Annotated in this window: 18 protein-coding genes; 8 read left to right on the forward strand and 10 right to left on the reverse strand. The window is 59.4% G+C overall.

All coding sequences use genetic code 11. The annotated features are described in order from the left end of the window. Positions 1 to 222: 222 nt before the first annotated feature. Positions 223 to 1,431, reverse strand: coding sequence for a penicillin-binding protein activator (locus tag DI396_RS07175; protein WP_110795517.1), 1,209 nt, complete (start codon positions 1,429 to 1,431; stop codon positions 223 to 225). An 89-nt stretch (positions 1,432 to 1,520) separates the two neighbouring features. On the opposite strand from DI396_RS07175, the gene rsmI reads away from it, so the two are divergent. Genes rsmI through gshB form a run of 3 tightly spaced genes read left to right on the forward strand, consistent with a single transcriptional unit; the run spans position 1,521 to position 3,840 of the window. Beyond that, positions 1,521 to 2,405 carry a 16S rRNA (cytidine(1402)-2'-O)-methyltransferase gene (gene rsmI / locus DI396_RS07180; protein ID WP_110795518.1) on the forward strand — a complete coding sequence of 295 codons (885 nt, stop codon included), beginning with the start codon at positions 1,521 to 1,523 and terminating at the stop codon, positions 2,403 to 2,405. Between the two features lie 9 nt (positions 2,406 to 2,414). Continuing rightward, positions 2,415 to 2,846, forward strand: a complete 432-nt coding sequence (locus DI396_RS07185; protein ID WP_110795519.1) for a YraN family protein — start codon at positions 2,415 to 2,417, stop codon at positions 2,844 to 2,846. A 58-nt stretch (positions 2,847 to 2,904) separates the two neighbouring features. Next, positions 2,905 to 3,840, forward strand: coding sequence for a glutathione synthase (gene gshB, locus DI396_RS07190; protein WP_110795520.1), 936 nt, complete (start codon positions 2,905 to 2,907; stop codon positions 3,838 to 3,840). Positions 3,841 to 3,867: 27 nt separating this feature from the next. Here gshB and DI396_RS07195 read toward each other — a convergent pair whose 3' ends face one another. From DI396_RS07195 to cobU, 4 genes are all read right to left on the reverse strand, one after another. Continuing rightward, positions 3,868 to 5,385 (reverse strand): YifB family Mg chelatase-like AAA ATPase, encoded by a 1,518-nt coding sequence (locus tag DI396_RS07195; RefSeq protein WP_110795777.1) that lies wholly within the window; start codon positions 5,383 to 5,385, stop codon positions 3,868 to 3,870. An 84-nt stretch (positions 5,386 to 5,469) separates the two neighbouring features. Continuing rightward, positions 5,470 to 6,153, reverse strand: a complete 684-nt coding sequence (locus tag DI396_RS07200; protein WP_110795521.1) for a glutathione S-transferase — start codon at positions 6,151 to 6,153, stop codon at positions 5,470 to 5,472. Positions 6,154 to 6,238: 85 nt separating this feature from the next. Continuing rightward, the gene (locus tag DI396_RS07205) at positions 6,239 to 6,820 is read right to left on the reverse strand and encodes a histidine phosphatase family protein (RefSeq protein WP_110795522.1); all 582 of its coding nucleotides are present in this window, start codon (positions 6,818 to 6,820) and stop codon (positions 6,239 to 6,241) included. Then, the gene (gene cobU, locus DI396_RS07210; protein ID WP_110795523.1) at positions 6,817 to 7,335 is read right to left on the reverse strand and encodes a bifunctional adenosylcobinamide kinase/adenosylcobinamide-phosphate guanylyltransferase; all 519 of its coding nucleotides are present in this window, start codon (positions 7,333 to 7,335) and stop codon (positions 6,817 to 6,819) included. The genes DI396_RS07205 and cobU overlap by 4 nt, the downstream gene beginning before the upstream one ends. 138 nt (positions 7,336 to 7,473) lie before the next feature. Here cobU and DI396_RS07215 point away from each other — a divergent pair, with 138 nt between their 5' ends. The 5 genes from DI396_RS07215 (at position 7,474) to DI396_RS07235 (ending at position 13,287) form a co-directional block, all read left to right on the forward strand. Beyond that, positions 7,474 to 8,352 carry an RNA polymerase factor sigma-32 gene (locus DI396_RS07215; protein WP_110795524.1) on the forward strand — a complete coding sequence of 293 codons (879 nt, stop codon included), beginning with the start codon at positions 7,474 to 7,476 and terminating at the stop codon, positions 8,350 to 8,352. A 128-nt stretch (positions 8,353 to 8,480) separates the two neighbouring features. Further along, complete coding sequence (gene coaBC, locus DI396_RS07220; protein WP_110795525.1) at positions 8,481 to 9,677, forward strand: bifunctional phosphopantothenoylcysteine decarboxylase/phosphopantothenate--cysteine ligase CoaBC; 1,197 nt, start codon at positions 8,481 to 8,483, stop codon at positions 9,675 to 9,677. A gap of 65 nt (positions 9,678 to 9,742) precedes the next feature. Continuing rightward, positions 9,743 to 10,198 carry a dUTP diphosphatase gene (dut, locus tag DI396_RS07225; RefSeq protein ID WP_110795526.1) on the forward strand — a complete coding sequence of 152 codons (456 nt, stop codon included), beginning with the start codon at positions 9,743 to 9,745 and terminating at the stop codon, positions 10,196 to 10,198. Between the two features lie 3 nt (positions 10,199 to 10,201). After that, a complete protein-coding gene (locus DI396_RS07230) occupies positions 10,202 to 11,254 on the forward strand; it encodes a HesA/MoeB/ThiF family protein (RefSeq protein WP_110795527.1) in 1,053 nt (350 codons plus the stop codon). 35 nt (positions 11,255 to 11,289) lie between these two features. Next, the gene (locus tag DI396_RS07235; protein WP_110795528.1) at positions 11,290 to 13,287 is read left to right on the forward strand and encodes a M3 family metallopeptidase; all 1,998 of its coding nucleotides are present in this window, start codon (positions 11,290 to 11,292) and stop codon (positions 13,285 to 13,287) included. Between the two features lie 49 nt (positions 13,288 to 13,336). Here DI396_RS07235 and DI396_RS07240 read toward each other — a convergent pair whose 3' ends face one another. From DI396_RS07240 to DI396_RS07260, 5 genes are all read right to left on the reverse strand, one after another. Next, positions 13,337 to 14,833, reverse strand: a complete 1,497-nt coding sequence (locus tag DI396_RS07240; RefSeq protein ID WP_110795529.1) for a phosphomannomutase/phosphoglucomutase — start codon at positions 14,831 to 14,833, stop codon at positions 13,337 to 13,339. A 58-nt stretch (positions 14,834 to 14,891) separates the two neighbouring features. After that, positions 14,892 to 15,725: a 3-deoxy-8-phosphooctulonate synthase gene (gene kdsA, locus DI396_RS07245; protein WP_110795530.1), complete on the reverse strand. Its 834-nt coding sequence runs from the start codon at positions 15,723 to 15,725 to the stop codon at positions 14,892 to 14,894. A 1-nt stretch (position 15,726) separates the two neighbouring features. Continuing rightward, the gene (locus tag DI396_RS07250) at positions 15,727 to 17,661 is read right to left on the reverse strand and encodes a KpsE/RkpR family capsule polysaccharide export protein (protein ID WP_110795531.1); all 1,935 of its coding nucleotides are present in this window, start codon (positions 17,659 to 17,661) and stop codon (positions 15,727 to 15,729) included. Further along, the gene (locus tag DI396_RS07255) at positions 17,639 to 18,298 is read right to left on the reverse strand and encodes an ABC transporter ATP-binding protein (RefSeq protein WP_110795532.1); all 660 of its coding nucleotides are present in this window, start codon (positions 18,296 to 18,298) and stop codon (positions 17,639 to 17,641) included. The genes DI396_RS07250 and DI396_RS07255 overlap by 23 nt, the downstream gene beginning before the upstream one ends. A 259-nt stretch (positions 18,299 to 18,557) precedes the next feature. Continuing rightward, on the reverse strand, positions 18,558 to 19,805 hold the full coding sequence (locus DI396_RS07260; RefSeq protein ID WP_110795533.1) for a Na+/H+ antiporter NhaA: 1,248 nt from the start codon (positions 19,803 to 19,805) through the stop codon (positions 18,558 to 18,560). Positions 19,806 to 19,847: the final 42 nt, after the last annotated feature.

A 19,847-nucleotide genomic window follows, 5' to 3' on the forward strand; every position in this document is an offset into this window, starting at 1 on the left:
TGCAGGAGGGAAAAGCGCGGCTTTGCCAAAGAGGATGTCGCGGCGGCGTTGTTGCGCCGCATGTGCACAAACGGCGGGCACAGACGAGGAGGCCAGTTCACCGTGGGCGGCGGTGTCTGGTCACCATAGAGAGCCGCGATAGAGGGCGGTGCGCCGAAATGAAAACGCGCGCCCCAAGATATCGGGACGCGCGTCAATCGGTTCGAGATGGCGATGGTCTCCTTAGAAACCGCCGCCTGAAAAGCCGCGCGGGGCCGGGTCAAGGATCACCACTTTTTTGTCGCGGATCGTTGCCACGGCCAAACCGCGTTCGTTGGTGCCATTGGGACGCAGGCGGAACACGCCGCTGACTCCCTGGAAGCCCGCGCTTTGGGTCAATGCGGCGCCGGTTAAGGCGTTGCTTTGACCGGCTTCCACCAAGGCGCCAATGGCGGCAATGCCATCATAGGCCAGCCCGCCGATCGGATGCGGTGCAGACCCGAAGGCCGCAGTGTAGCGCGATTGGAATTGCCGCGCGAGCGCCGGATCGGGCAGGGCAAACCATCCGCCCTGTACGCCGGGAAGATCGGTGGTTTGTGCTGGCACGTCCCAACGGGTCAATCCGATGTATTGAAGCGCAGTGGGCGAGAGCCCCGCTTCGGGCAACATCTGTGACAACAACGGCAGGTCGGCGTTTGAGTTGGCGGTCATGAAAATTGCATCTGCCGCGCCATTGGTGGCGGCGGCTTTGATTTGCGGAATCGCCGCAATCAGACCTTGTTGCGAAAACTCATAATCCACCGAACCGGCGATGGAGCCGCCTGCACGGCTGACCGCTGACGAAATCGCCCGCGCGCCCAATTGCCCGCCGATGTTGTCGGCATGGGTGATAAGGATGCGGCGTTTGCCTTGGCGCACCGCATAATTCGCCAAGCGATCCGCCGTGTTGCTAAAGGTCGGGCCGAGAACAAAGACGTTGCCGCCCGCGATGGTCACATTGTTCGAAAACGACAGGACGTTCACGCCTGCGGGGGCTACGGCAACCCCTGCGGCATTGGCGGCTTCGGCAAACACCGGGCCGAGAATGATTTTTGCGCCATCTGCCACGGCTTGTTTCGCGGCGCTTTGGGCTTGGCCCGCATTTCCAGCCGTGCCATAGACCCGCAGATCAATTTTTACGCCGTTCAGATCGCTGATCGCCAAACGGGCGGCATTCTCAAGGCTTTGCGCCAAAAGATCGTCACTGGTGTTGCCGGATCCGCGCGGCACCAATAGCGCAACAGGCACCGGCGCATCACTGGAAATTGTCGGCCCGCCGGATTGCATCGGAGTCAGCGCGAGCGGCTCGCAGGCCGCAAGGCCAAATGCGGCCACGGCGGAGGCGAGCCACGGAACGACGGGGCGCATCACGCGGCGCAGGCCCTTGCGGGCAGGGGTCAAAACGGCAAACATAGGTAATCTCACTCCCTCGAGATCGGCGGCTCTCCATGAGCCATTATTTCGAGATGATATAATAGAGACACAGAGGGGCGGGTCCAGAGATGAATCAAAATAGCGCAGTTTACGGTGCGAAAAACGGGCCGCTCGCAGGGGGGCTATACCTTGTGGCAACCCCGATCGGGACGGCCCGCGATATTACCTTGCGGGCGCTCGATATCCTTGCCAGCGCGGATGTTCTGGCGGCAGAAGATACACGCAGTATGCGCAAGCTCATGGATATCCATGGGATTGCCGTCGGAGATCGCCCGATGGTGTCCTATCATGACCACAACGGCGGCAAGATCCGCCCGCGATTGCTGCAGTATCTGGCGGAAGGTAAGTCGGTGGCCTATGGCTCCGAGGCGGGCACGCCCTTGGTCGCGGACCCCGGATTTGATCTTGCCCGTGCGGCGCGTGAGGCGGGTCATCTGGTGACCTCTGCGCCGGGCCCCTCGGCGGTGATCACCGCGCTGACGGTCGCGGGATTGCCCACCGACCGGTTTATGTTTGCCGGTTTTTTACCCAATGCCAAAGGGCAGCGAAAATCCGCCCTCGCAGCGCTCAAAGACGTGCCCGCGACATTGGCATTCTACGAATCGCCCAAGCGGATCGCGGCGATGTTGCGCGATGCTGCCGAGGTCATGGGTGCGGATCGCCAAGCGGCCGTGTGCCGCGAGTTGACCAAAAAATTCGAAGAGGTGCTGCGGGGTACGCTGCTCGAATTGGCACAGATCTGCGCCGACAGATCACTCAAAGGCGAGATCGTGGTGTTGATTGATCGTGGCCATTTACCTTCTGTTAACCAGCTTCAAATAGAACAAGAGGTGAACAAAGCGCTCGCGGATATGTCGGTGCGCGATGCCGCCGATATGGTCTCGACCCGCTTTGACCTGCCAAGGCGGCAAGTTTATCAAATCGCGCTGGAGTTGGACAAAAACAAAACGTGAGGAAACTGCATGCGCCGACAGGTCGAGTTTGATTTTTCTGCTGCCGTGCCGGCGTCCTGTGATCCTCTTGCGCAACAGCGCAGCGGCAAGGGAAAAATCGCCTATCTCACCGGGCAGGCGGCAGAAGCGGCGGTTGCACGCCATTACGTCAGGCGGGGATACCGTGTGCTGGAACAACGCTGGCGCTGCGGCAGCGGTGAAGTGGATTTGATTGTCGCGCTGGGCGAGGTTGTTGTTTTCGCCGAAGTCAAAGCTAGCAACACCCATGACCGCGCCGCCGCGCATTTGTCGCGGCGACAATTGCGGCGAATCTTTTGTGCGGCAAGCGAATATGCCGGTCAGTGCCCCAAAGGACAGTTGACCGAGATGCGGATCGACCTTGCCACGGTGAATGGTTTTGGTGAGATCGACACCCGCGAGGGGCTGTTCGCGGATTTCTGATTTGCCCTCCGGATGCAGTTGCGCCATGTAAGTGGCAACACAGCTTGAGAGGCGCGCGATGAAAATAGCATTTCAAATGGACCCGATCGGCCCAATCAACATCAATGCCGATAGCACCTTTCGGATTGCCGAAGAGGCGCAGGCGCGCGGGCATGAATTATTTTATTACACGCCTGATTGCCTCGCCTACGAGGAGGGCCGGATAACCGCGCGCGGTTGGCCGTTGACGGTCCAGCGGGTCGAGGGCGACCATTTTTCCCTCGGCGCCGAGCAGGTTGTTGATCTGGCGGATTTCGATGTGGTCTGGCTGCGTCAGGATCCACCATTCGATATGTTTTATATCACCACAACCCATCTTCTGGACCGGCTGAAGGCCACGACTTTGGTGGTCAATGATCCGTTTTGGGTGCGCAACTATCCCGAAAAATTGTTGGTTCTGGATTTTCCGCAGCTGACGCCGCCGACGACAATTGCGCGCGATCTACAGACCATCCGTGCCTTTAAGGAAAAACACGGGGATATCATTCTCAAGCCTCTGTATGGCAATGGGGGCGCGGGGGTGTTCCGGCTCACTGAAAGCGATCGCAATCTGGCCTCCCTGCATGAGTTGTTCACCGGATTTTCGCGCGAACCGCTGATTGTGCAGAAATTTTTGCCGGCGGTGTCGAAAGGCGACAAGCGGGTGATTTTGGTTGATGGAGAACCGGTTGGCGCGATCAACCGTGTGCCCGCACAAGGCGAGACCCGATCGAATATGCATGTGGGCGGGCGTCCTGAAAAGGTCGGGTTGACCGAACGTGACCTTGAGATTTGCGCGTCGATTGGACCGCTGTTGCGCGAAAAGGGGCAGATCTTTGTCGGTATCGATGTGATCGGCGACTACCTGACCGAGATCAACGTCACCTCGCCTACCGGTATTCAGGAGCTTGAACGGTTTGATGGCACCAATATTGCCGAAAAAATCTGGGTGGCAATCGAGGCCAGACGCGGGTGATCTTTTTCGGGTTTTTGCCCGCGCCGGTCAGAGTTCTTTCATAGAGGCCAGGCGGAAGCTGATCGCTTCGGCGATATGAGGTTTTTGAACCGTCTCGCACTCGGCCAGATCGGCAATGGTGCGCGCCACGCGCAAGATACGGTGGTATCTGCGGGCGCTCATGCCAAACCGATCGGCGGCGCGATTCAGGATATCACGTCCTTCGGCATCCGGTGCTGCGATCTGTTCTAACATTTGCCCTTCCGCATCCGCGTTGAGCCGTGCGGTGGTGTCAGCCTCAAATCGCGTTTCCTGGATCGCGCGGGCTGCGGCAACGCGGGCGGCGATCGCGGCGCTGGTGTCGCCGCTTGCAGGCAGGTCGAGATCCTGAAAGGCGACGGGCGGCACCTCGATGCGCAAATCAAACCGGTCCATCAGCGGCCCTGAAATCCGTCCCATGTAATCATCACCACAGGCCGGAACACGCGAACAGGCGCGGGCAGGGTCAGAAAAATATCCACATTTGCAGGGGTTTGCAGCAGCGGCAAGCAGAAAGCGCGCGGGATAGCGCATATGGGCATTGGCGCGGCTGACGGTGATATGGCCGGTTTCAAGCGGTTGGCGTAGGGTTTCGAGCGCGCTGCGGGGAAACTCGGGAAATTCGTCCATGAACAAAATGCCGTTATGGGCGAGGCTAATTTCCCCCGGCCCGGCCCTCCGTCCACCACCGACCAACGCCGCAGTGGAGGCCGTGTGATGTGGCTGCTGGAATGGGCGCGTGGTGCGAATGCCCCCGTCCGGCAAAACGCCAGCGACCGAATGGATGATCGAGGTTTCCAAGGCCTCAATCGCATTCATGGGCGGCAAAAGTGACGGAAGGCGCGCGGCGAGCATGGATTTTCCCGACCCGGGCGTGCCAACCAAGAGGACGTGGTGGCGCCCTGCTGCGGCAATTTCAAGCGCCCGCTTGGCGCGTTCTTGTCCTTTCACATCTCGTATGTCCGGCGCGGCGTGGGTGGGGGTGGTGATTGCGCGCGGCTCGGCCGGATGGAGTGCGGCACGGCCGTTAAAATGCCGGATGATTGCATTTAGCGTTTCCGGAGCAAGCACCTGCGCATCTCCGACCCATGCAGCTTCGGCGCCGCAGGTGGCAGGGCAGATCAACAGGCGGCTTTGCTCGGCGGCCAAAAGCGCGGCGGGCAACGCACCGCGCACCGCGACGATTCCGCCATCAAGAGAAAGCTCTCCCAAGGCCACGGCCCCCTCGAGGGCATCTTTCGGGATCACCTCAAGGGCGGCAAGAATGGCCAAGGCGATGGGCAGGTCAAAATGGCTCCCTTCTTTGGGCAGGTCGGCGGGCGATAGGTTGATGGTGATCCGTTTGGAGGGCAAGGCGATCCCCAATGCGGCCAATGCGGCGCGGACTCTTTCGCGGGCTTCGGACACGGCTTTGTCGGGCAATCCAACCACGGCAAGGGCGGGTATGCCGGCGCTGAGCGCGCATTGCACTTCGACGCTGCGCGCGTCTACGCCGTCAAAAGCGACCGTATAGGCACGCGAGGACATGGGCACTCCTTGGTAAACCTGCGGCCGCATCGGGGCCGTTTATTATGGTTAACGCGGAAGGCATTACCGAAAGGTTAATCGTATCTACAGGGGTTCTGGCCAGGGCGCGGCGCTTAACCCCTCGCCGTAGGGGAAGGGATCGTAGATGGTTTTCAACCCTGTGGCGCGCCACGTTTTAAACGCCGGATCCGCAAGGTGGCGGGCGACATAGGCCTGCGCAGTCTCCCCCACCGGCAGGCTATAACCGGCGATCCGTGCGGCGACGGGGGCATAGAATACATCGGCGAGGCTGTAGCTGCCAAAAAGCCACGGACCATCGGGGGCGTGGGTGCGGGCCATGTCCCAAAGTTCCTGGATCCGAGCGAGATCTTTGAGGACGGCGGCACCGGGTTCGAAATTTGAATAGCGATGTTCAAGCTGCATCGGGCAGGCATTGCGCAGGGCGGTGAAACCCGCGTGCATTTCGGCGCAAAGCCAACGGGCATGGGCGCGCGCCACCGGATCGGTGGGCCAAAGCCCCGCATCGGGGTGGCGTTCGGCCAGTGTTTCGGCAATGGCGAGGCTGTCGCTGATCACTGTGCCTTCGGGGGTTTTCAACGTGGGCACAAGCCGCGCCGGCGCCAGTGGGGCCATGTCGTCGGCCATCGTGCCATCGTAAAGCCCCACCAGTTGAGCATGATAGGGCAGGCCGAATTTTTCCAACATCAGCCAGCCCCGCAGGGACCAACTAGAGAAGGTTCGATCACCGATGTAGAGGGAATAGGTCATAGGCCGCCTTTTGATCTCGTCATGGATGTTAAAAAGGCTATGCGAGCGATTTTAATCGCGCAAATGATTTTGCGCGGTGAAACGATCACAAATTTTGATTGACCCGCGCCGGATGCCACGGGTGGTCGGCTTCGGCGGTCCAATGCAATTCCGTGACCGAAAGATTGTCTATTTTCTGTGCAAAAGCGTCGCTTGGGGCTTGATTGCGGGCGGTTTGGACCTGGCTCAGGATGGCGCCGAAATGGGCGACAACGATGATATTTTGGGCCGGATGTGCAGCGATGAGGCGTTGGGCGGCCCGGCTGACGCGAGCGTGCATCTGGTTCCAGCTTTCACCATTGGGCGCTTGGATTTCTCCGGGTTGTTCCCAAAACTTGCGGATATGGGCGGGGTCAGAGACCTCGTCAAACCGCTGCAACTCCCAATCCCCGAAGTGAATTTCGCGCAGGTCGGGATCATGCGGCAGGCGGATGCGATTGCCGCCAATGGCGTCGGCGGTGGCCACGGCGCGGTGCAGATCGGAGGAGATCACCAAGGCATCCTCGGGCAAATGTGCATCGACCCGTTTGATCAAATCAATATCCGAAAGATCGGCGGGAATATCGGACCAACCGACCATGGATTTCGCATGTGTCGGTCCGTGGCGGACCCAGAAAAACCGGCTCATGGCGCGCCTTTCAAATAAAGTGGTAAGCCGGCGGCGACCAAAATGACGTGATCACTGATCGCGGCCAAATCGCGGTTGAGCCGCCCTTGGGCCGCAGCGAATTTGCGCGCTGTGGGATCGCCCGCAATACCGCCCAACCCGACCTCATTCGAGACCACCACCACGGGGGATTTTGCGGCGCCAAGCGCGGCCAGAAGGCGCGCGGTTTCTACTTCTATGTCGCGATCCGCCATCATTTGATTGGACAGCCACATGGTCGCGCAATCGAGCAAAACCGCCACACCCGCCGGAAGCGTGTCAAGCGCCGCAGGCGCCTCAAGGGGGGTTTCAATTGTGTGCCATTTTGCGCCCCTCTCTGTGCGGTGGCGCGCGATCTTAGCCTGCATTTCGGTGTCGAGGGCTTCTGCAGTGGCGATGTAACATGGTGTTAAGTTGCTGGATAATATAAGATTTTCGGAAAAGTCGGATTTTCCCGATGATACGCCCCCTAGGACCAAAGTGAGTTTTGGCAACATCTGCTGGCCACCTTTTTATGAACCAAATCGCGCCTCGCGCGTATTGGTTATGACCTCGCAAGCCAGAGCGCGCAACCAATCGCGCCGGTGGGCGCAGGCCGCGACAGGATTGGAAGCTGCAGCGAACGGGGGCCGGATATGGCATTGGACGCACCACAAGATTTTACTTTTACCCGCCGAGCGATGAAGGCGGAGATGTTAGACGCCGAAACGGAATTGGCCCTTGCTTACGCATGGCGCGATGAACGCGACGAGGCGGCCTTACACCGTTTGATCAACGCCTATATGCGCTTGGCGATTTCGATGGCGGGAAAATTCCGGCGCTATGGTGCGCCAATGAATGACCTCATCCAAGAGGCCGGATTGGGGTTGATGAAGGCGGCCGACAAATTTGATCCCGACCGCGGGGTGCGGTTTTCGACCTATGCCGTGTGGTGGATCAAAGCGTCGATTCAGGAATATGTCATGCGCAATTGGTCGATGGTGCGCACCGGTAGCACCTCGTCGCAGAAATCGTTGTTCTTTAACATGCGCCGGGTGCGGGCGCAGATCGAGCGTGAAGCGATGGCGCAGGGCGAGAGTTTGGATGGCTATCAATTGCGCGAAATGATTGCGCATGAAATCGGTGTGCCGCTGCGCGATGTGGAAATGATGGAGGGGCGGTTGTCCGGTTCGGATTTTTCGCTCAACGCGACACAGAGCGCCGATGACGATGGCCGGGAATGGATCGATGCGCTGGAAGATGAGGGCGCGCAGGCCGAGGAAATCGTCAGCCATGACTATGACACGATGGCCTTGCGGGCGTGGTTGACCGAGGCGATGGGCATTCTCAATACCCGTGAGCGGCTGATCGTGCGCGAACGTAAATTGCGTGACGTGCCGCGCACATTGGAAAGCCTCGGGCAGGAACTTGGCCTTTCAAAAGAGCGGGTGCGGCAATTGGAAGTCGCTGCCTTTGCCAAGATGCGCAAAAGTCTCGAGGAGCATGGCAGCGAGGTGATGGCGCTGCTCGACTGACATCGACACCCCGTGCGGCGCAATGTGCGGTGTCGCCCGGGCCTGACGCTCTTGCTCCTTGGCGCGCAACTGCCTAGTGTCGCCGGGGTTGGCGCGCGCGGCGCGCGTATTTGGGGGAGACAGGCCAAATGCTGGCATCCAAACGCATTTTGCTCATTATCGGTGGCGGCATTGCGGCCTATAAGTCGTTGGATCTAATCCGGAGGCTCAAAGGGTTGGGCGCCGAAGTAACGCCGGTCTTGACCCGCGCCGCCGAAGAATTTGTCACCCCGCTTTCGGTGGCGGCCTTGGCAGGTGCGCCGGTGCACCGGGATTTGTTTGATCTGACCACAGAAGCCGAAATGGGCCACATCCAATTGTCGCGCAGCGCCGATTTGATCATCGTTGCGCCAGCAACTGCGGATCTGATGGCGAAGATGGCGCTGGGATCGGCCAATGATCTGGCTTCGACGCTTTTGTTGGCGACGGACACGCCAGTGCTCGTGGCGCCGGCGATGAATGTGCGGATGTGGGAACACGTTGCGACACAGCGCAACATTGCTCAGCTTAAATCCGACGGTATCGGTTTCATCGGACCGGATTCGGGCGAAATGGCGTGCGGTGAATTCGGGCCCGGGCGGATGGCAGAGGTGCCGCAGATCCTGACCGCTGCCGAGGCGCACTTCGAGGCTGGCGTGTTGCGCGGTAAGCGTATTCTCGTGACCTCTGGCCCGACACATGAGCCGATTGATCCGGTGCGCTATATCGCAAATCGTTCATCTGGCGCGCAGGGAACAGCCATTGCCCGCGCCCTGAGATCCCTTGGCGCAGATGTGGTTTTTGTCACCGGCCCTGCTGATGTGCCGCCGCCCGACGGGGTTGAGGTGGTGCGGGTCGAAACCGCCGCGCAGATGCAAGCCGCCGTCGATGCGGCTTTGCCTGCCGATGCTGCGGTGTTTGCGGCGGCTGTGGCGGATTGGCGGGTGGCCTCGGCGTCGGGTTCGAAAATCAAAAAGAAAGACGGTGCTTTGCCGGTGCTCGAGTTTGCGGAAAACGCCGATATCCTCGCCGGCGTGAGCCAGCGAATATCGGGGCGGCCGGGGCTGGTTGTCGGGTTTGCTGCCGAAACCGATGATGTGATCGCCCATGCCACGGCAAAACGCGCGCGCAAGGGCTGTGACTGGATCGTGGCCAATGACGTCAGCCCCGAAACCGGTATCATGGGGGGCTCCGAAAATGCGGTATTCTTGATCTCGGATGCAGGGGTGGAGAGCTGGCCGCGCATGGCGAAAGAGGCGGTGGCCGAGCGACTTGCCGCGCGGATCGCTGCGGCTTTGGTGTCATAGATTTCAGGCTTCCGGCGGAGAGACTTTCAATAAATATAAATGGCGGTGCGTTCGAAGGGGCAGCGATGATCACGATCAAGTTCAAATGGACCGAGGATGCGGACCGGTCATTGGCCTTGCCATGCTATGAAACTGCGCAGGCGGCAGGGGCGGATTTGCGCGCAAATTTTGCCGATAAAACAGGGATATCTATTGCCGCAGGGGCGCGTGCGTTGATCCCGACCGGGCTACATTTGGAAATTCCGGTCGGGTATGAGGTGCAATTGCGGCCGCGATCGGGATTGGCATTGAAACACGGGATCACCCTGCCCAATAGCCCCGGCACCATTGACAGCGATTATCGCGGTACCCTTGGCGTGATTTTACTCAATGCCGGGCAAGAGGCCTTCCATGTCGCGCATGGCGAGCGGATTGCACAAATGGTGGTCGCGCCGGTGTTGCAGGCGCGGTTCGAAACGGTTGAGACATTGAGCGAGACCGCGCGCGGAGCGGGTGGTTTTGGCTCGACGGGGCGCGGTTAGGGCATGGTCACGGTTTTCGCCATGGCGGCAGCGCTTTGGGGCCTCGGAACCTTGATCGGCGCGCCAAAACGGTTGCGTTGGGGGATGATCTTGGTGCTTTGGGCGGCGGTCGTTGTCTTGCATTTGGTGTTGCCCGATGCGGCGCCCTTGCGCGTGGCGACCGGCGGATCGGTTGCGCCATGGCTATTGCTTGGCGGCGCGGCGGGGATAGCGGCGGCCTATGGCCGTTTGGTGCTCTGGCTGCGGACCCGTGCGGCGCATGTCGGTGCGGTGAATGCGGATGATAAACCGTTGTTCGAAGAGAGAGAACTGGAGCGCTACGCGCGCCATATCGTGTTGCGTGAGTTAGGCGGACCGGGGCAGAGGTCATTGAAACACGCGCGGGTGTTGGTGATCGGAGCGGGGGGGCTTGGATCGCCGGCCTTGATGTATTTGGCGGCATCGGGCGTGGGCACCATCGGGGTGATCGACGCGGATGTGGTGGAGAACTCGAACCTGCAACGTCAGGTGATCCATCCCGACGCGCATATCGGCATGCCCAAAGTGTTTTCGGCGCAAAAGGCGATGGAAGCGCAGAACCCTTATGTGACGGCGCGGCCCTATCATCGCCGGTTTGACGAGGGTTTTACCGAGAGTTTGGCCGACTATGATCTGATCCTCGACGGGACCGATAATTTTGAAACCCGTTATACGGCGAACCGGATGGCGGTGTCGGCGGGTATCCCGTTGATTTCAGGCGCATTATCGCAATGGGAAGGGCAATTGTCGGTATTTGATCCGGCGCAAGGCGCGCCCTGCTATCAATGTATTTTTCCGCAAGCCCCTGCCGCAGATCTGGCCCCCAGCTGTGCCGAGGCGGGCGTTGCTGCGCCGCTTCCGGGGGTAATCGGCACGATGATGGCGATGGAAGCCGTCAAGGTGATCACCGGCGCGGGCACGGCGTTGCGCGGCGAGATGTTAATCTACGACGGGCTTTATGGCGAAAGCCGCAAAATTGCCCTCAAGCCGCGTGGTAATTGTCCGGTTTGTAGCGGCATCGCCTCTGGAAACTCGTGAGGCGCGGGCATAGCTTGGGGGCAAAGGAGACCCCCATGACCAACCCGCTGCTCGCCCAATGGACCACCCGTTTCGAGATCGCACCGTTTGATGCGATCAAGGACGATGATTTCGAACCAGCCTTTGCCAAGGCGATTGCCGCGCATGAGGCCGAGATTGCCGCGATTGCTGACAATCCGGACGCGCCGACATTTGCCAATACAATCGGGGCGCTGGAAGCCGCAGGCACGGATTTGGATAAGGTTTTATCGGTGTTTTTCACCGTGGCCGGGGCCGATAGCAATGCCGCCCGCGAGGATTTGCAGCGCAAGTTCTCTCCGGCTCTGGCGGATCATGCGTCGAAGATTTCGTCGAATAAGGCCTTGTTTGCGCGGGTTGAAACGCTTTGGAACGGGCGGAAGGCGCTTGAATTGGGCGCTGAAGAAGAGCGGGTTTTGATGCTTACGCGGCGCAGTTTTGTGCGCTCGGGCGCCGCGCTGGAAGGGGCCGAGGACGCGCGGATGCAGGCGATCAAATCGCGATTGGCCGTTTTGGGCACCGAGTTCACGCAAAACCTTTTGGCGGATGAGCGGGAATGGAAAATGGAGTTGGCCCCGGAAGATATGGAGGGCCTGCCGCAGTTTTTAATTGATGCGGCCACGGCAGGGGGGCGCGAGGCCGGCACAGGGCCGGTGATTACATTGTCGCGCTCTTTGGCCACGCCGTTTTTGGCCAGCTCTCCGCGCCGTGATCTGCGCGAAAAAGTCTGGCGGGCGTTTACGGCGCGCGGCGCGGCAAAAAATCCGCAAATTGCCAAGGAAATCCTCGCGTTGCGCCATGAGCGCGCGCAGCTGCTGGGATATGAGAATTTTGCGCAATATAAGCTTGAGACCGAAATGGCGAAGACGCCGGATGCGGTGCGCGGGTTGCTTTCGGCGGTCTGGGCTCCGGCCAAGGCGCGGGCCGAAGCGGATGCCGAGATGCTGGAGGCGATGCTCCACGCGGACGGGATGAACGGCGATTTGGAACCGTGGGATTGGCATTACTATGCCGAGAAACGGCGCGCGGCAGAGTTCGATTTTGATGAGGCGGCGCTCAAACCCTATTTGCAACTCGACCGGATGATCGAGGCGGCGTTTTCCTGTGCCACGCGGCTGTTCGGGCTCGAATTTGCGCCTTTGGACGTGCCTTTATACCACCCTGATTGCCGCGCGTGGGAGGTGACCCGGAATGGCACGCATGTGGCGGTTTTCATTGGGGACTATTCCGCACGCGGATCGAAACGGTCGGGGGCATGGTGTTCGGCCATGCGCAGTCAGGCCAAGCACCCGAAGGCGCAAAGTCCGGTGGTGATCAACGTGTGCAATTTTGCCAAGGGCGATCCGGCGTTGTTGTCTTATGATGATGCGCGAACCCTGTTTCACGAGTTCGGCCATGCGCTGCACCAGATGCTATCGGATGTGACCTACGAGAGCATTTCAGGCACCTCGGTGGCGCGTGATTTTGTGGAATTGCCGAGCCAGCTTTATGAGCATTGGCTCGAGGTGCCTCAGGTTCTGGCGGAATTTGCGACCCATGCAGAAACCGGCGAGGCGATGCCGCAGCAGATGCTTGATAAACTCTTGGGCGCGGCGAATTTCGGGCAAGGCTTTGCCACGGTGGAATATGTCGCCTCGGCTTTGGTCGACTTGGAATTCCATGACGGGGCGGCCCCCGCCGATCCAATGGCGCGGCAGGCGGAGATTTTGGAAGGTATCGGCATGCCCCGCGCCATCGCCATGCGCCACGCCACGCCGCAGTTCGCGCATGTGTTTTCCGGCGACGGATATTCCAGCGGCTACTACAGCTATATGTGGTCCGAGGTGATGGATGCCGACGCGTTTGCTGCCTTTGAAGAAAAGGGCGATGCCTTCGATCCGGATCTCGCCAAGGCGCTTGAGGAACATATCCTGTCAAAAGGCGGGTCGGCCGATGCAGGCGCGCTTTACGAGGCGTTCCGCGGGCGGCTTCCGGGGGGCGAGGCATTGCTCAAAGGGCGCGGTTTGGCGGCCTAGCGGCACCGCAAGGGAAGGCGCGCCCGTGCCAATGGCACGGGCAACTGTTTTAAAACGTCTGGTCGTAATCGCCGACCGAGGGTTCGGTGCGGATCACGTCGTCGACCTCTTTGAAGATCGCGCGCAATTCCGCGTCGCTGACCGAGCTTTCGCAAACCACGACCAGATTCGGCGTGTTCGACGAGGCGCGCACCAATCCCCATGATCCATTGTCGAGGATCACGCGGGCGCCGTTGACGGTCACCACCTCTTTGATAGGACGGCCAGCGAATGTATCGCCGGCGTCGGCCTTGGCGACCAATTTGGCGACCAAACGGTCCAGCACATCGTATTTCTCAAGATCCGAGCAATAGGGCGACATCGTAGGCGTTGAATAGGTCACCGGCAATGCTTTGCGCAGGTCGGACATTTTCATATCGGGATTGCGGTCCATCAATTTGCAGATCTCGACCGCAACACGCATGCCATCGTCATATCCGCGGCCAACGGGTTCGGCCATAAAGTAGTGACCGGATTTCTCGAACCCCGCCAAAGCGCCCAATTCATGCACGCGGCGTTTCATGTGGCTGTGGCCGGTTTTCCAATAATCTGCCGTCACACCATTGGCGATGAGTTCCGGATCGGAAGCAAAAAGGCCGGTGGATTTCACATCTGCGACAAAGGTCGAGTTGGGATAGATTTTCGACAGATCGCGGGCCATGATGACCCCGACTTTATCGGCGAAAATCTCTTCGCCCTCATCATCCACCACGCCGCAGCGGTCGCCATCGCCATCAAAGCCAAGCGCGAAATCCGCGCCGGACGCTTTGACCGAGGCGCTCATGTCATGGAGCATTTCCATCGCTTCGGGGTTCGGATTGTAATGCGGGAAGGTGTAATCAAGGGTGTTGTGGCTCTCGACGACTTCGACGCCGATGCGTTCAAAAAGTTTCGGGCCATAGGCCGCGGCGGTGCCATTGCCGGTGGCGCAAACGACCTTGAGCTTGCGGCTCATTTTGAAATCACCAACAAGGTCATCCATATAGGCGTCAAAGACCCCGTCGACAAATTCGACCGACCCGCCGGCGCGTTTCACGCCCTTGTCGTTCAACACGATGTCTTTCAATTCATTCATCTCGTCGGGGCCGTGGGTGAGGGGCATGTCAAAGCCCATCTTCACGCCGGTCCAACCGTTGGGATTATGCGAGGCGGTGACCATTGCCACGCCGGGCACACCCAAATGGAACGAGCTGAAATAGGCCATCGGCGTGATGCAGGGGCCGATGTCTTTGACGGTTACGCCTGCCTGAACAAGGCCGAGGATCAGCGCGTTTTTGATGGTCAGAGAATAGTCGCGGTAATCGTTGCCCACGGCCATGACGGGATCGATCCCGCGCAGATGCATTTGCGTGCCGATCCCAAGGCCAAGCGCCGTCATGCCGGGCAGGTTGATTTCTTCGGGGTATTTCCAGCGGGCGTCATATTCACGAAACCCGGTGGGGGTGATCATCGGGTCGCGCAGGAATTCCCAAGTGTTGGGGGTGACGGTAGGCAATGGTTTGGTCACGGGATCAATCTCTCTTTGGTCAGTTCTTGACGAAAATCATAACGTGGAATGGTCGGGATTAAAGCTTGAGCGGGTGCGCTTTGGCCAAACGGTCGAATTCCATCAGCGTTTGCACCAGATCGGGCATTTGATCGAGCGGGATCATGTTCGGACCGTCCGACGGGGCCGTGTCGGGCGCCTCATGGGTTTCGATGAATACGGCGGCGACGCCGATTGCGACGGCGGCGCGGGCCATAACGGGGGCAAATTCGCGTTGCCCGCCCGAAGATCCGCCCATGCCGCCCGGTTGCTGCACCGAATGGGTGGCGTCCATCACCACGGGGTATCCTGTCGCGGCCATTTGCGGCAAGGACCGCATGTCAGCGACAAGCGTATTATAGCCAAACGATGTCCCACGCTCGGTCAACAGGATGCGGGTGTTGCCGGTGCTCTCGACCTTGGCGACGACATTGGCCATGTCCCACGGCGCGAGGAACTGCCCCTTTTTGATGTTGATCACCGCGCCGGTTTTACCAGCGGCGACCAAAAGATCGGTTTGACGGCACAAGAAGGCGGGGATTTGCAAGACATCGCAAACCTCGGCCACAGGGGCGCATTGCGCTTCGTTGTGGATGTCGGTCAGAACCGGCACGTCCAGCTCGGCTTTGACCGCCTCCATCACGCGCAGGCCCTCATCGATGCCAAGGCCGCGTTTGCCGGACACGGATGTGCGGTTGGCTTTGTCAAAGCTGCCTTTGAAAATGAACTGCGCCCCATATCTGGCACAGGCCTCTTTCATTGCGCGCGCGATCATCAAGGCATGATCGAGATTTTCCAATTGGCATGGGCCAGCGATTACAGTCAGCGGGCGGGTTTGGCCTACTGTCAAAGCACCGATTTTTACGTCCGTCATGTTACGAGGATACCTGTTCTCTGAGGATCGAAGAAGTCAGCGAGACCATCAGATAGATGCCCGAAAAGATCAAGAAGGCGAGGACGGTATTCTCAAATCCCTTGGGGTAGCTGGGATCTTCGGGCGGCACCGGGCGCACGGATGTGGTCAGGTAACGCACCTGCCGGTTGGCCTCCAACGCGGTTTGTTTTTCGTTCTGTAGCGCCGATTGCAAGAACAAATCGGCGGTCGCCAGATCGGCCTGTGCCATCTGGATTTGCGCGGCTTTTTCGGCCAGCGAACTTTCGCCGGTGGTGGCGTCGGTCATCTTGCGGCGCAGTTCGTCGAGCAGGGCTTGCAAGCGGCGCACATCGCCGCGCGCGCCCTCGACCTTGGCCGAATTGGGACGGGCATTGTCCAACATCGCAGCCAGTTGCAGCTCTTTTTCCTGCAGCTGGATTTCGACGTTGTTGATCTGTCCGCGCAGGGCGGTGATGATCCCTTCGGGGTCGATGAAGGTGCCTTCTTGCAATTGGACTAGGGCGGCTTGGGCGGCGCGGCGCTCTTCCTTGGCGCGGGTCAGGCTTTCGGCGGCGGTGGCCATACCGTCTTCGCGTTTGCGGCGCGACAGGTCATCGACACGCTCTTCGGCATATCGGATCAGATGTTCGGAAAACGTCGCGGCCACATCCGGTTCGGAGGCGGTGACTTCCATGCGCAGCACACCTTCGGTCGGATCATATCCGATCTTGATGTTCTTTTTGAATATCTTATAGGCATCCTCGATCGACGCATCAGGATCAAGCCGTTGAATCGGATCAATAAATCCCTGTTGGAAATGTCCGCGAAACTGCACATCGCCATCAAGGCGCAACATGGCGTCCTTTGATTGCAAATAAGATTGCACCGCGATGCTGTCTTGCGATGTGGCGAATTGCGTGCCGGACAACAGTCCGCCCAAACCGCCGCCGCCTTGGTTGTCGGCTTGCAAGATCAGAAATTCGGATTTTGCCGAATACATCGGCGTTGCGACGGCAAAGAAATAGTATCCGGCGAGCAGGGTCGGCAGGAACACGAAAGCCGAAAGGCGCGCCAGCAGCAGGGCGGATTTCCGGCGCCGACGTTTGGCGAGATCGCGTTGGATTTGCGCAATTTCCAGAGCACGGCGGTCGGCGGGGCTCATGTCGGCGGTGGGCAGGTTCTGACCGGGGCTCATTGCTTGGGGTAAGTGATTGCGCGCGGGTTGGGTTGCCGGCAAACCGGCCGCGCCTGCAGGGGGCACACCGCCACCATCGTCGCCCATTCCGGGCAGTGGACCCTGCGCGTCGGGATGGCTTCCGTCTTGGGGCACGACCAGTTCAAGCATATTGGCGCGTTGGAAGGGATCTATGCCCTTGGCCCGCAAAAGGCGCACGGCATCAAAATCGGATGTTGGCGCAAGGCCGTTTTTCTGGGCGACACGGCGGGCCATGCGCAATTGCCGTCCGGTCAGACCTTCCTTGCGGATCTCGTCAATGTCCAGGCTGACGTTTTGTTCACGTGCAGAGGCGAGATCGCCCTCACGCGCGGCGCTTGCCTTACCGTCTTGCTCCGCCGCAGGGGCGTTTTGCGCCGCAGCCGCTTGCGCCGCTGTGCCGGATTTTGCGGACGGCTGCGGGGCGGCGGTATTTGCATCATTGGCAATGGGTGCGGTGTTGGAGGCCGCCGGGTTTTGCATGGAGGCTTGGGACGTGGTTTGGGCCGTGTCTTCGGCCGCAGTTTGCGCGCGCGGGTGTCCCATGCCTTGCGGTCGTGGGGGCGCGCTCAAGGGCGTTGCCGGCTCTGCGGAGTGTGCGCCTTCTTGACCGGTTTGCGGTGGCGCGGCGGCGTAGTCCACGGGGTGCGGGGCGCTGTGACCTGTGGTCAGAGGCGCGGCGCGGCGGATGCGGAATTTTCTAGCTTTGGGTTTCGTAGTCATAGAGCTGTTTCGCTTCTTCCAAGCTATCGAACATATAAATTTGACCACCCATCAGAACGGCCGCCGAGCTGGCAAAGCGTTCAAGTGTTTTGGGCTGGTGCGAGACAATCACCACGGTGGTGGTGCGTAGACGTTCCTTGAGAATTTCGCCGGCTTTGCGGTTGAACTCTACATCCGTCGAGGAGGGCATGCCCTCGTCAATCAAGTAGATATCGAAATCCAGAGCGAGCATTAGCGCGAAAGAGAACCGCGCGCGCATGCCTTGGCTGTAGGTGCCGAGCGGTTGGTCGAAATATTCGCCCAAATCGCACATCCAGCGGCAGAAGGCTTCGACATAATCGGGATCCAGCCCGTAGAGGCGGGCAATGTAGCGGCTGTTTTCAAAGGCAGAGTGTTTCGACACAACGCCGCCCATGAACCCCAACGGGAAGGAAATCCGGCAATTGCGGTGCACCTCGCCCTCATCAGGTTTTTCCAAACCGGCCATCATATTGATCAAAGTGGTTTTGCCGGTGCCATTGGGTGCCAGTATCCCGAGCGATTTGCCAAGCTCAACCCTGAAGGACACGCGGTCAAGGATCACCTTGCGCTGCGTGCCCGTCCAAAAGGACTTGCTGACATTTTCGAACTCGAGCATTCACGCGCTCCGGTTTGCTGCTCACCCCCTGAGTTTTAGAAGGGGATTGTTAACTTTGTGTTCGTGAGCTTACGGAACAACATCGCCGCGTTGTCGCGGTCTGTTTGCTGTGCTTTTGCCCCTGTTGCCGACATATTATGCCGGAACAGGAAACAATAAAACATCTCACTGGGGCCAAAATATGGCGATGGGCATGAAAAAACCGGCCCGCGTCGGGGCCGGTTTTGTTGGTTTTTTTCGGTATATAGGGCGACGTGCCTTATATCTGCCGTTTCTCGACGCGGCAGACTAGGCCGGCCACAATCGAAATGCCTGCGGCGGCAAAGCTGAACAGCGCCCCCATTTTCGCGGCATCTTGTACCGGTCCGCCGTCAAAGGCGACCGAAGCAATGAACAGCGAAACGGTGAACCCGATGGCCGCGACACAGCCGATGACAAACAAATCAATGGTCCGCATGCCTTCGGGTAGACCCAGCCGCAGGATGCGCGCGCCGATATAGCCAAAGATCAAGATGCCCAAAGGTTTACCGATGATCAAACCGGCCAGAACCAACCAGGTCGGCTCGCTGATCGCGGAAAATTCGACGCCCGCGTTGACGAGGCCGAAGAAGAACAAAATCACTTCGACGGGGTGTTTGAGCAGATGCTCGACATGGTTCAAAAGGTCGGTGAGATATTGCTCGGCCTCGGAAAAGATCCCGAAGGCGCGATCGGCATGGGGCAAGGTGACGACAATCGGCAACAGCCCGAGCGCCGGGTGAATGCCCGAACGCATGAAGCTATACCAGCTGACACAGGCGGCCAGAGCATAGGGCCAGAACCCCAATTTCTGGCGCACCCATGTGGAATTGGGCCGTGCTTGATTGCCGCGATCCAGATAGCGCGGCAGATAGTTGGCCAAGCCGTAGACCAAAGCCGCAGCCGCAAAGGACAGGCCAAGCCATTCCGGCGCCAATTCGCCCGAGGGATAGAAAATCGCCAGAATGATCAGACCCGCCGCATCATCGGCAATCGCCAAGAGCAGCAAGAAACGCACGGCCGGGTGACCCGCGCCAAAGACGATCCGGCCAACCAGATAGGAAAATGCGATATCTGTCGCTGTCGGGATCGCCCAACCATTCGACACATTGCTATAGGTGTCAGGCCAGATAAACAGCGCCATACCAAGGTAGATGGCAATCGGTCCTATCATGCCGCCGAGCGTTGCGATCAAAGGCGTTGCGGCCTTTTTGCCGCGCAGGGAGCCATTTTTCAGGATGATCGCTTCCCAAACTTCTTTGGCGGCGATGGCAAAGAACAGCGACATCAACAGATCGTTGATGAAATAATGCAAGGTAAGCGTGCGGTGTCCGTCGTGCATATGCCCGATGGGGGCATCATCCCAAATCACGGTTTCGACGAAGTGGTGATAGCTCTCGGCATCGATATTTGCCCAGATCAGCGCCGTGAGGGCGCCGAAGATCAGCAAAAGCGAATAGTTGGTGAGGAAGTTCCAGACGCGATACATTTCAATAGGCCTGTTGTTGTTGTGCGTATAGGGGGAGGTAGG

Origin of the sequence: Litorivita pollutaquae, from assembly GCF_003205515.1 — a bacterium.
Taxonomy (GTDB): Bacteria; Pseudomonadota; Alphaproteobacteria; order Rhodobacterales; family Rhodobacteraceae; genus Litorivita; species Litorivita pollutaquae.

Bases quoted from the DNA above. Each gene is read 5' to 3' on its own strand.
- DI396_RS07175 (WP_110795517.1), bottom strand. From the start codon at position 1,431: ATGTTTGCCGTTTTGACCCCTGCCCGCAAGGGCCTGCGCCGCGTGATG.
- rsmI (WP_110795518.1), top strand. From the start codon at position 1,521: ATGAATCAAAATAGCGCAGTTTACGGTGCGAAAAACGGGCCGCTCGCA.
- DI396_RS07185 (WP_110795519.1), top strand. From the start codon at position 2,415: ATGCGCCGACAGGTCGAGTTTGATTTTTCTGCTGCCGTGCCGGCGTCC.
- gshB (WP_110795520.1), top strand. From the start codon at position 2,905: ATGAAAATAGCATTTCAAATGGACCCGATCGGCCCAATCAACATCAAT.
- DI396_RS07195 (WP_110795777.1), bottom strand. From the start codon at position 5,385: ATGTCCTCGCGTGCCTATACGGTCGCTTTTGACGGCGTAGACGCGCGC.
- DI396_RS07200 (WP_110795521.1), bottom strand. From the start codon at position 6,153: ATGACCTATTCCCTCTACATCGGTGATCGAACCTTCTCTAGTTGGTCC.
- DI396_RS07205 (WP_110795522.1), bottom strand. From the start codon at position 6,820: ATGAGCCGGTTTTTCTGGGTCCGCCACGGACCGACACATGCGAAATCC.
- cobU (WP_110795523.1), bottom strand. From the start codon at position 7,335: ATGTTGCCAAAACTCACTTTGGTCCTAGGGGGCGTATCATCGGGAAAA.
- DI396_RS07215 (WP_110795524.1), top strand. From the start codon at position 7,474: ATGGCATTGGACGCACCACAAGATTTTACTTTTACCCGCCGAGCGATG.
- coaBC (WP_110795525.1), top strand. From the start codon at position 8,481: ATGCTGGCATCCAAACGCATTTTGCTCATTATCGGTGGCGGCATTGCG.
- dut (WP_110795526.1), top strand. From the start codon at position 9,743: ATGATCACGATCAAGTTCAAATGGACCGAGGATGCGGACCGGTCATTG.
- DI396_RS07230 (WP_110795527.1), top strand. From the start codon at position 10,202: ATGGTCACGGTTTTCGCCATGGCGGCAGCGCTTTGGGGCCTCGGAACC.
- DI396_RS07235 (WP_110795528.1), top strand. From the start codon at position 11,290: ATGACCAACCCGCTGCTCGCCCAATGGACCACCCGTTTCGAGATCGCA.
- kdsA (WP_110795530.1), bottom strand. From the start codon at position 15,725: ATGACGGACGTAAAAATCGGTGCTTTGACAGTAGGCCAAACCCGCCCG.
- DI396_RS07250 (WP_110795531.1), bottom strand. From the start codon at position 17,661: ATGACTACGAAACCCAAAGCTAGAAAATTCCGCATCCGCCGCGCCGCG.
- DI396_RS07255 (WP_110795532.1), bottom strand. From the start codon at position 18,298: ATGCTCGAGTTCGAAAATGTCAGCAAGTCCTTTTGGACGGGCACGCAG.
- DI396_RS07260 (WP_110795533.1), bottom strand. From the start codon at position 19,805: ATGTATCGCGTCTGGAACTTCCTCACCAACTATTCGCTTTTGCTGATC.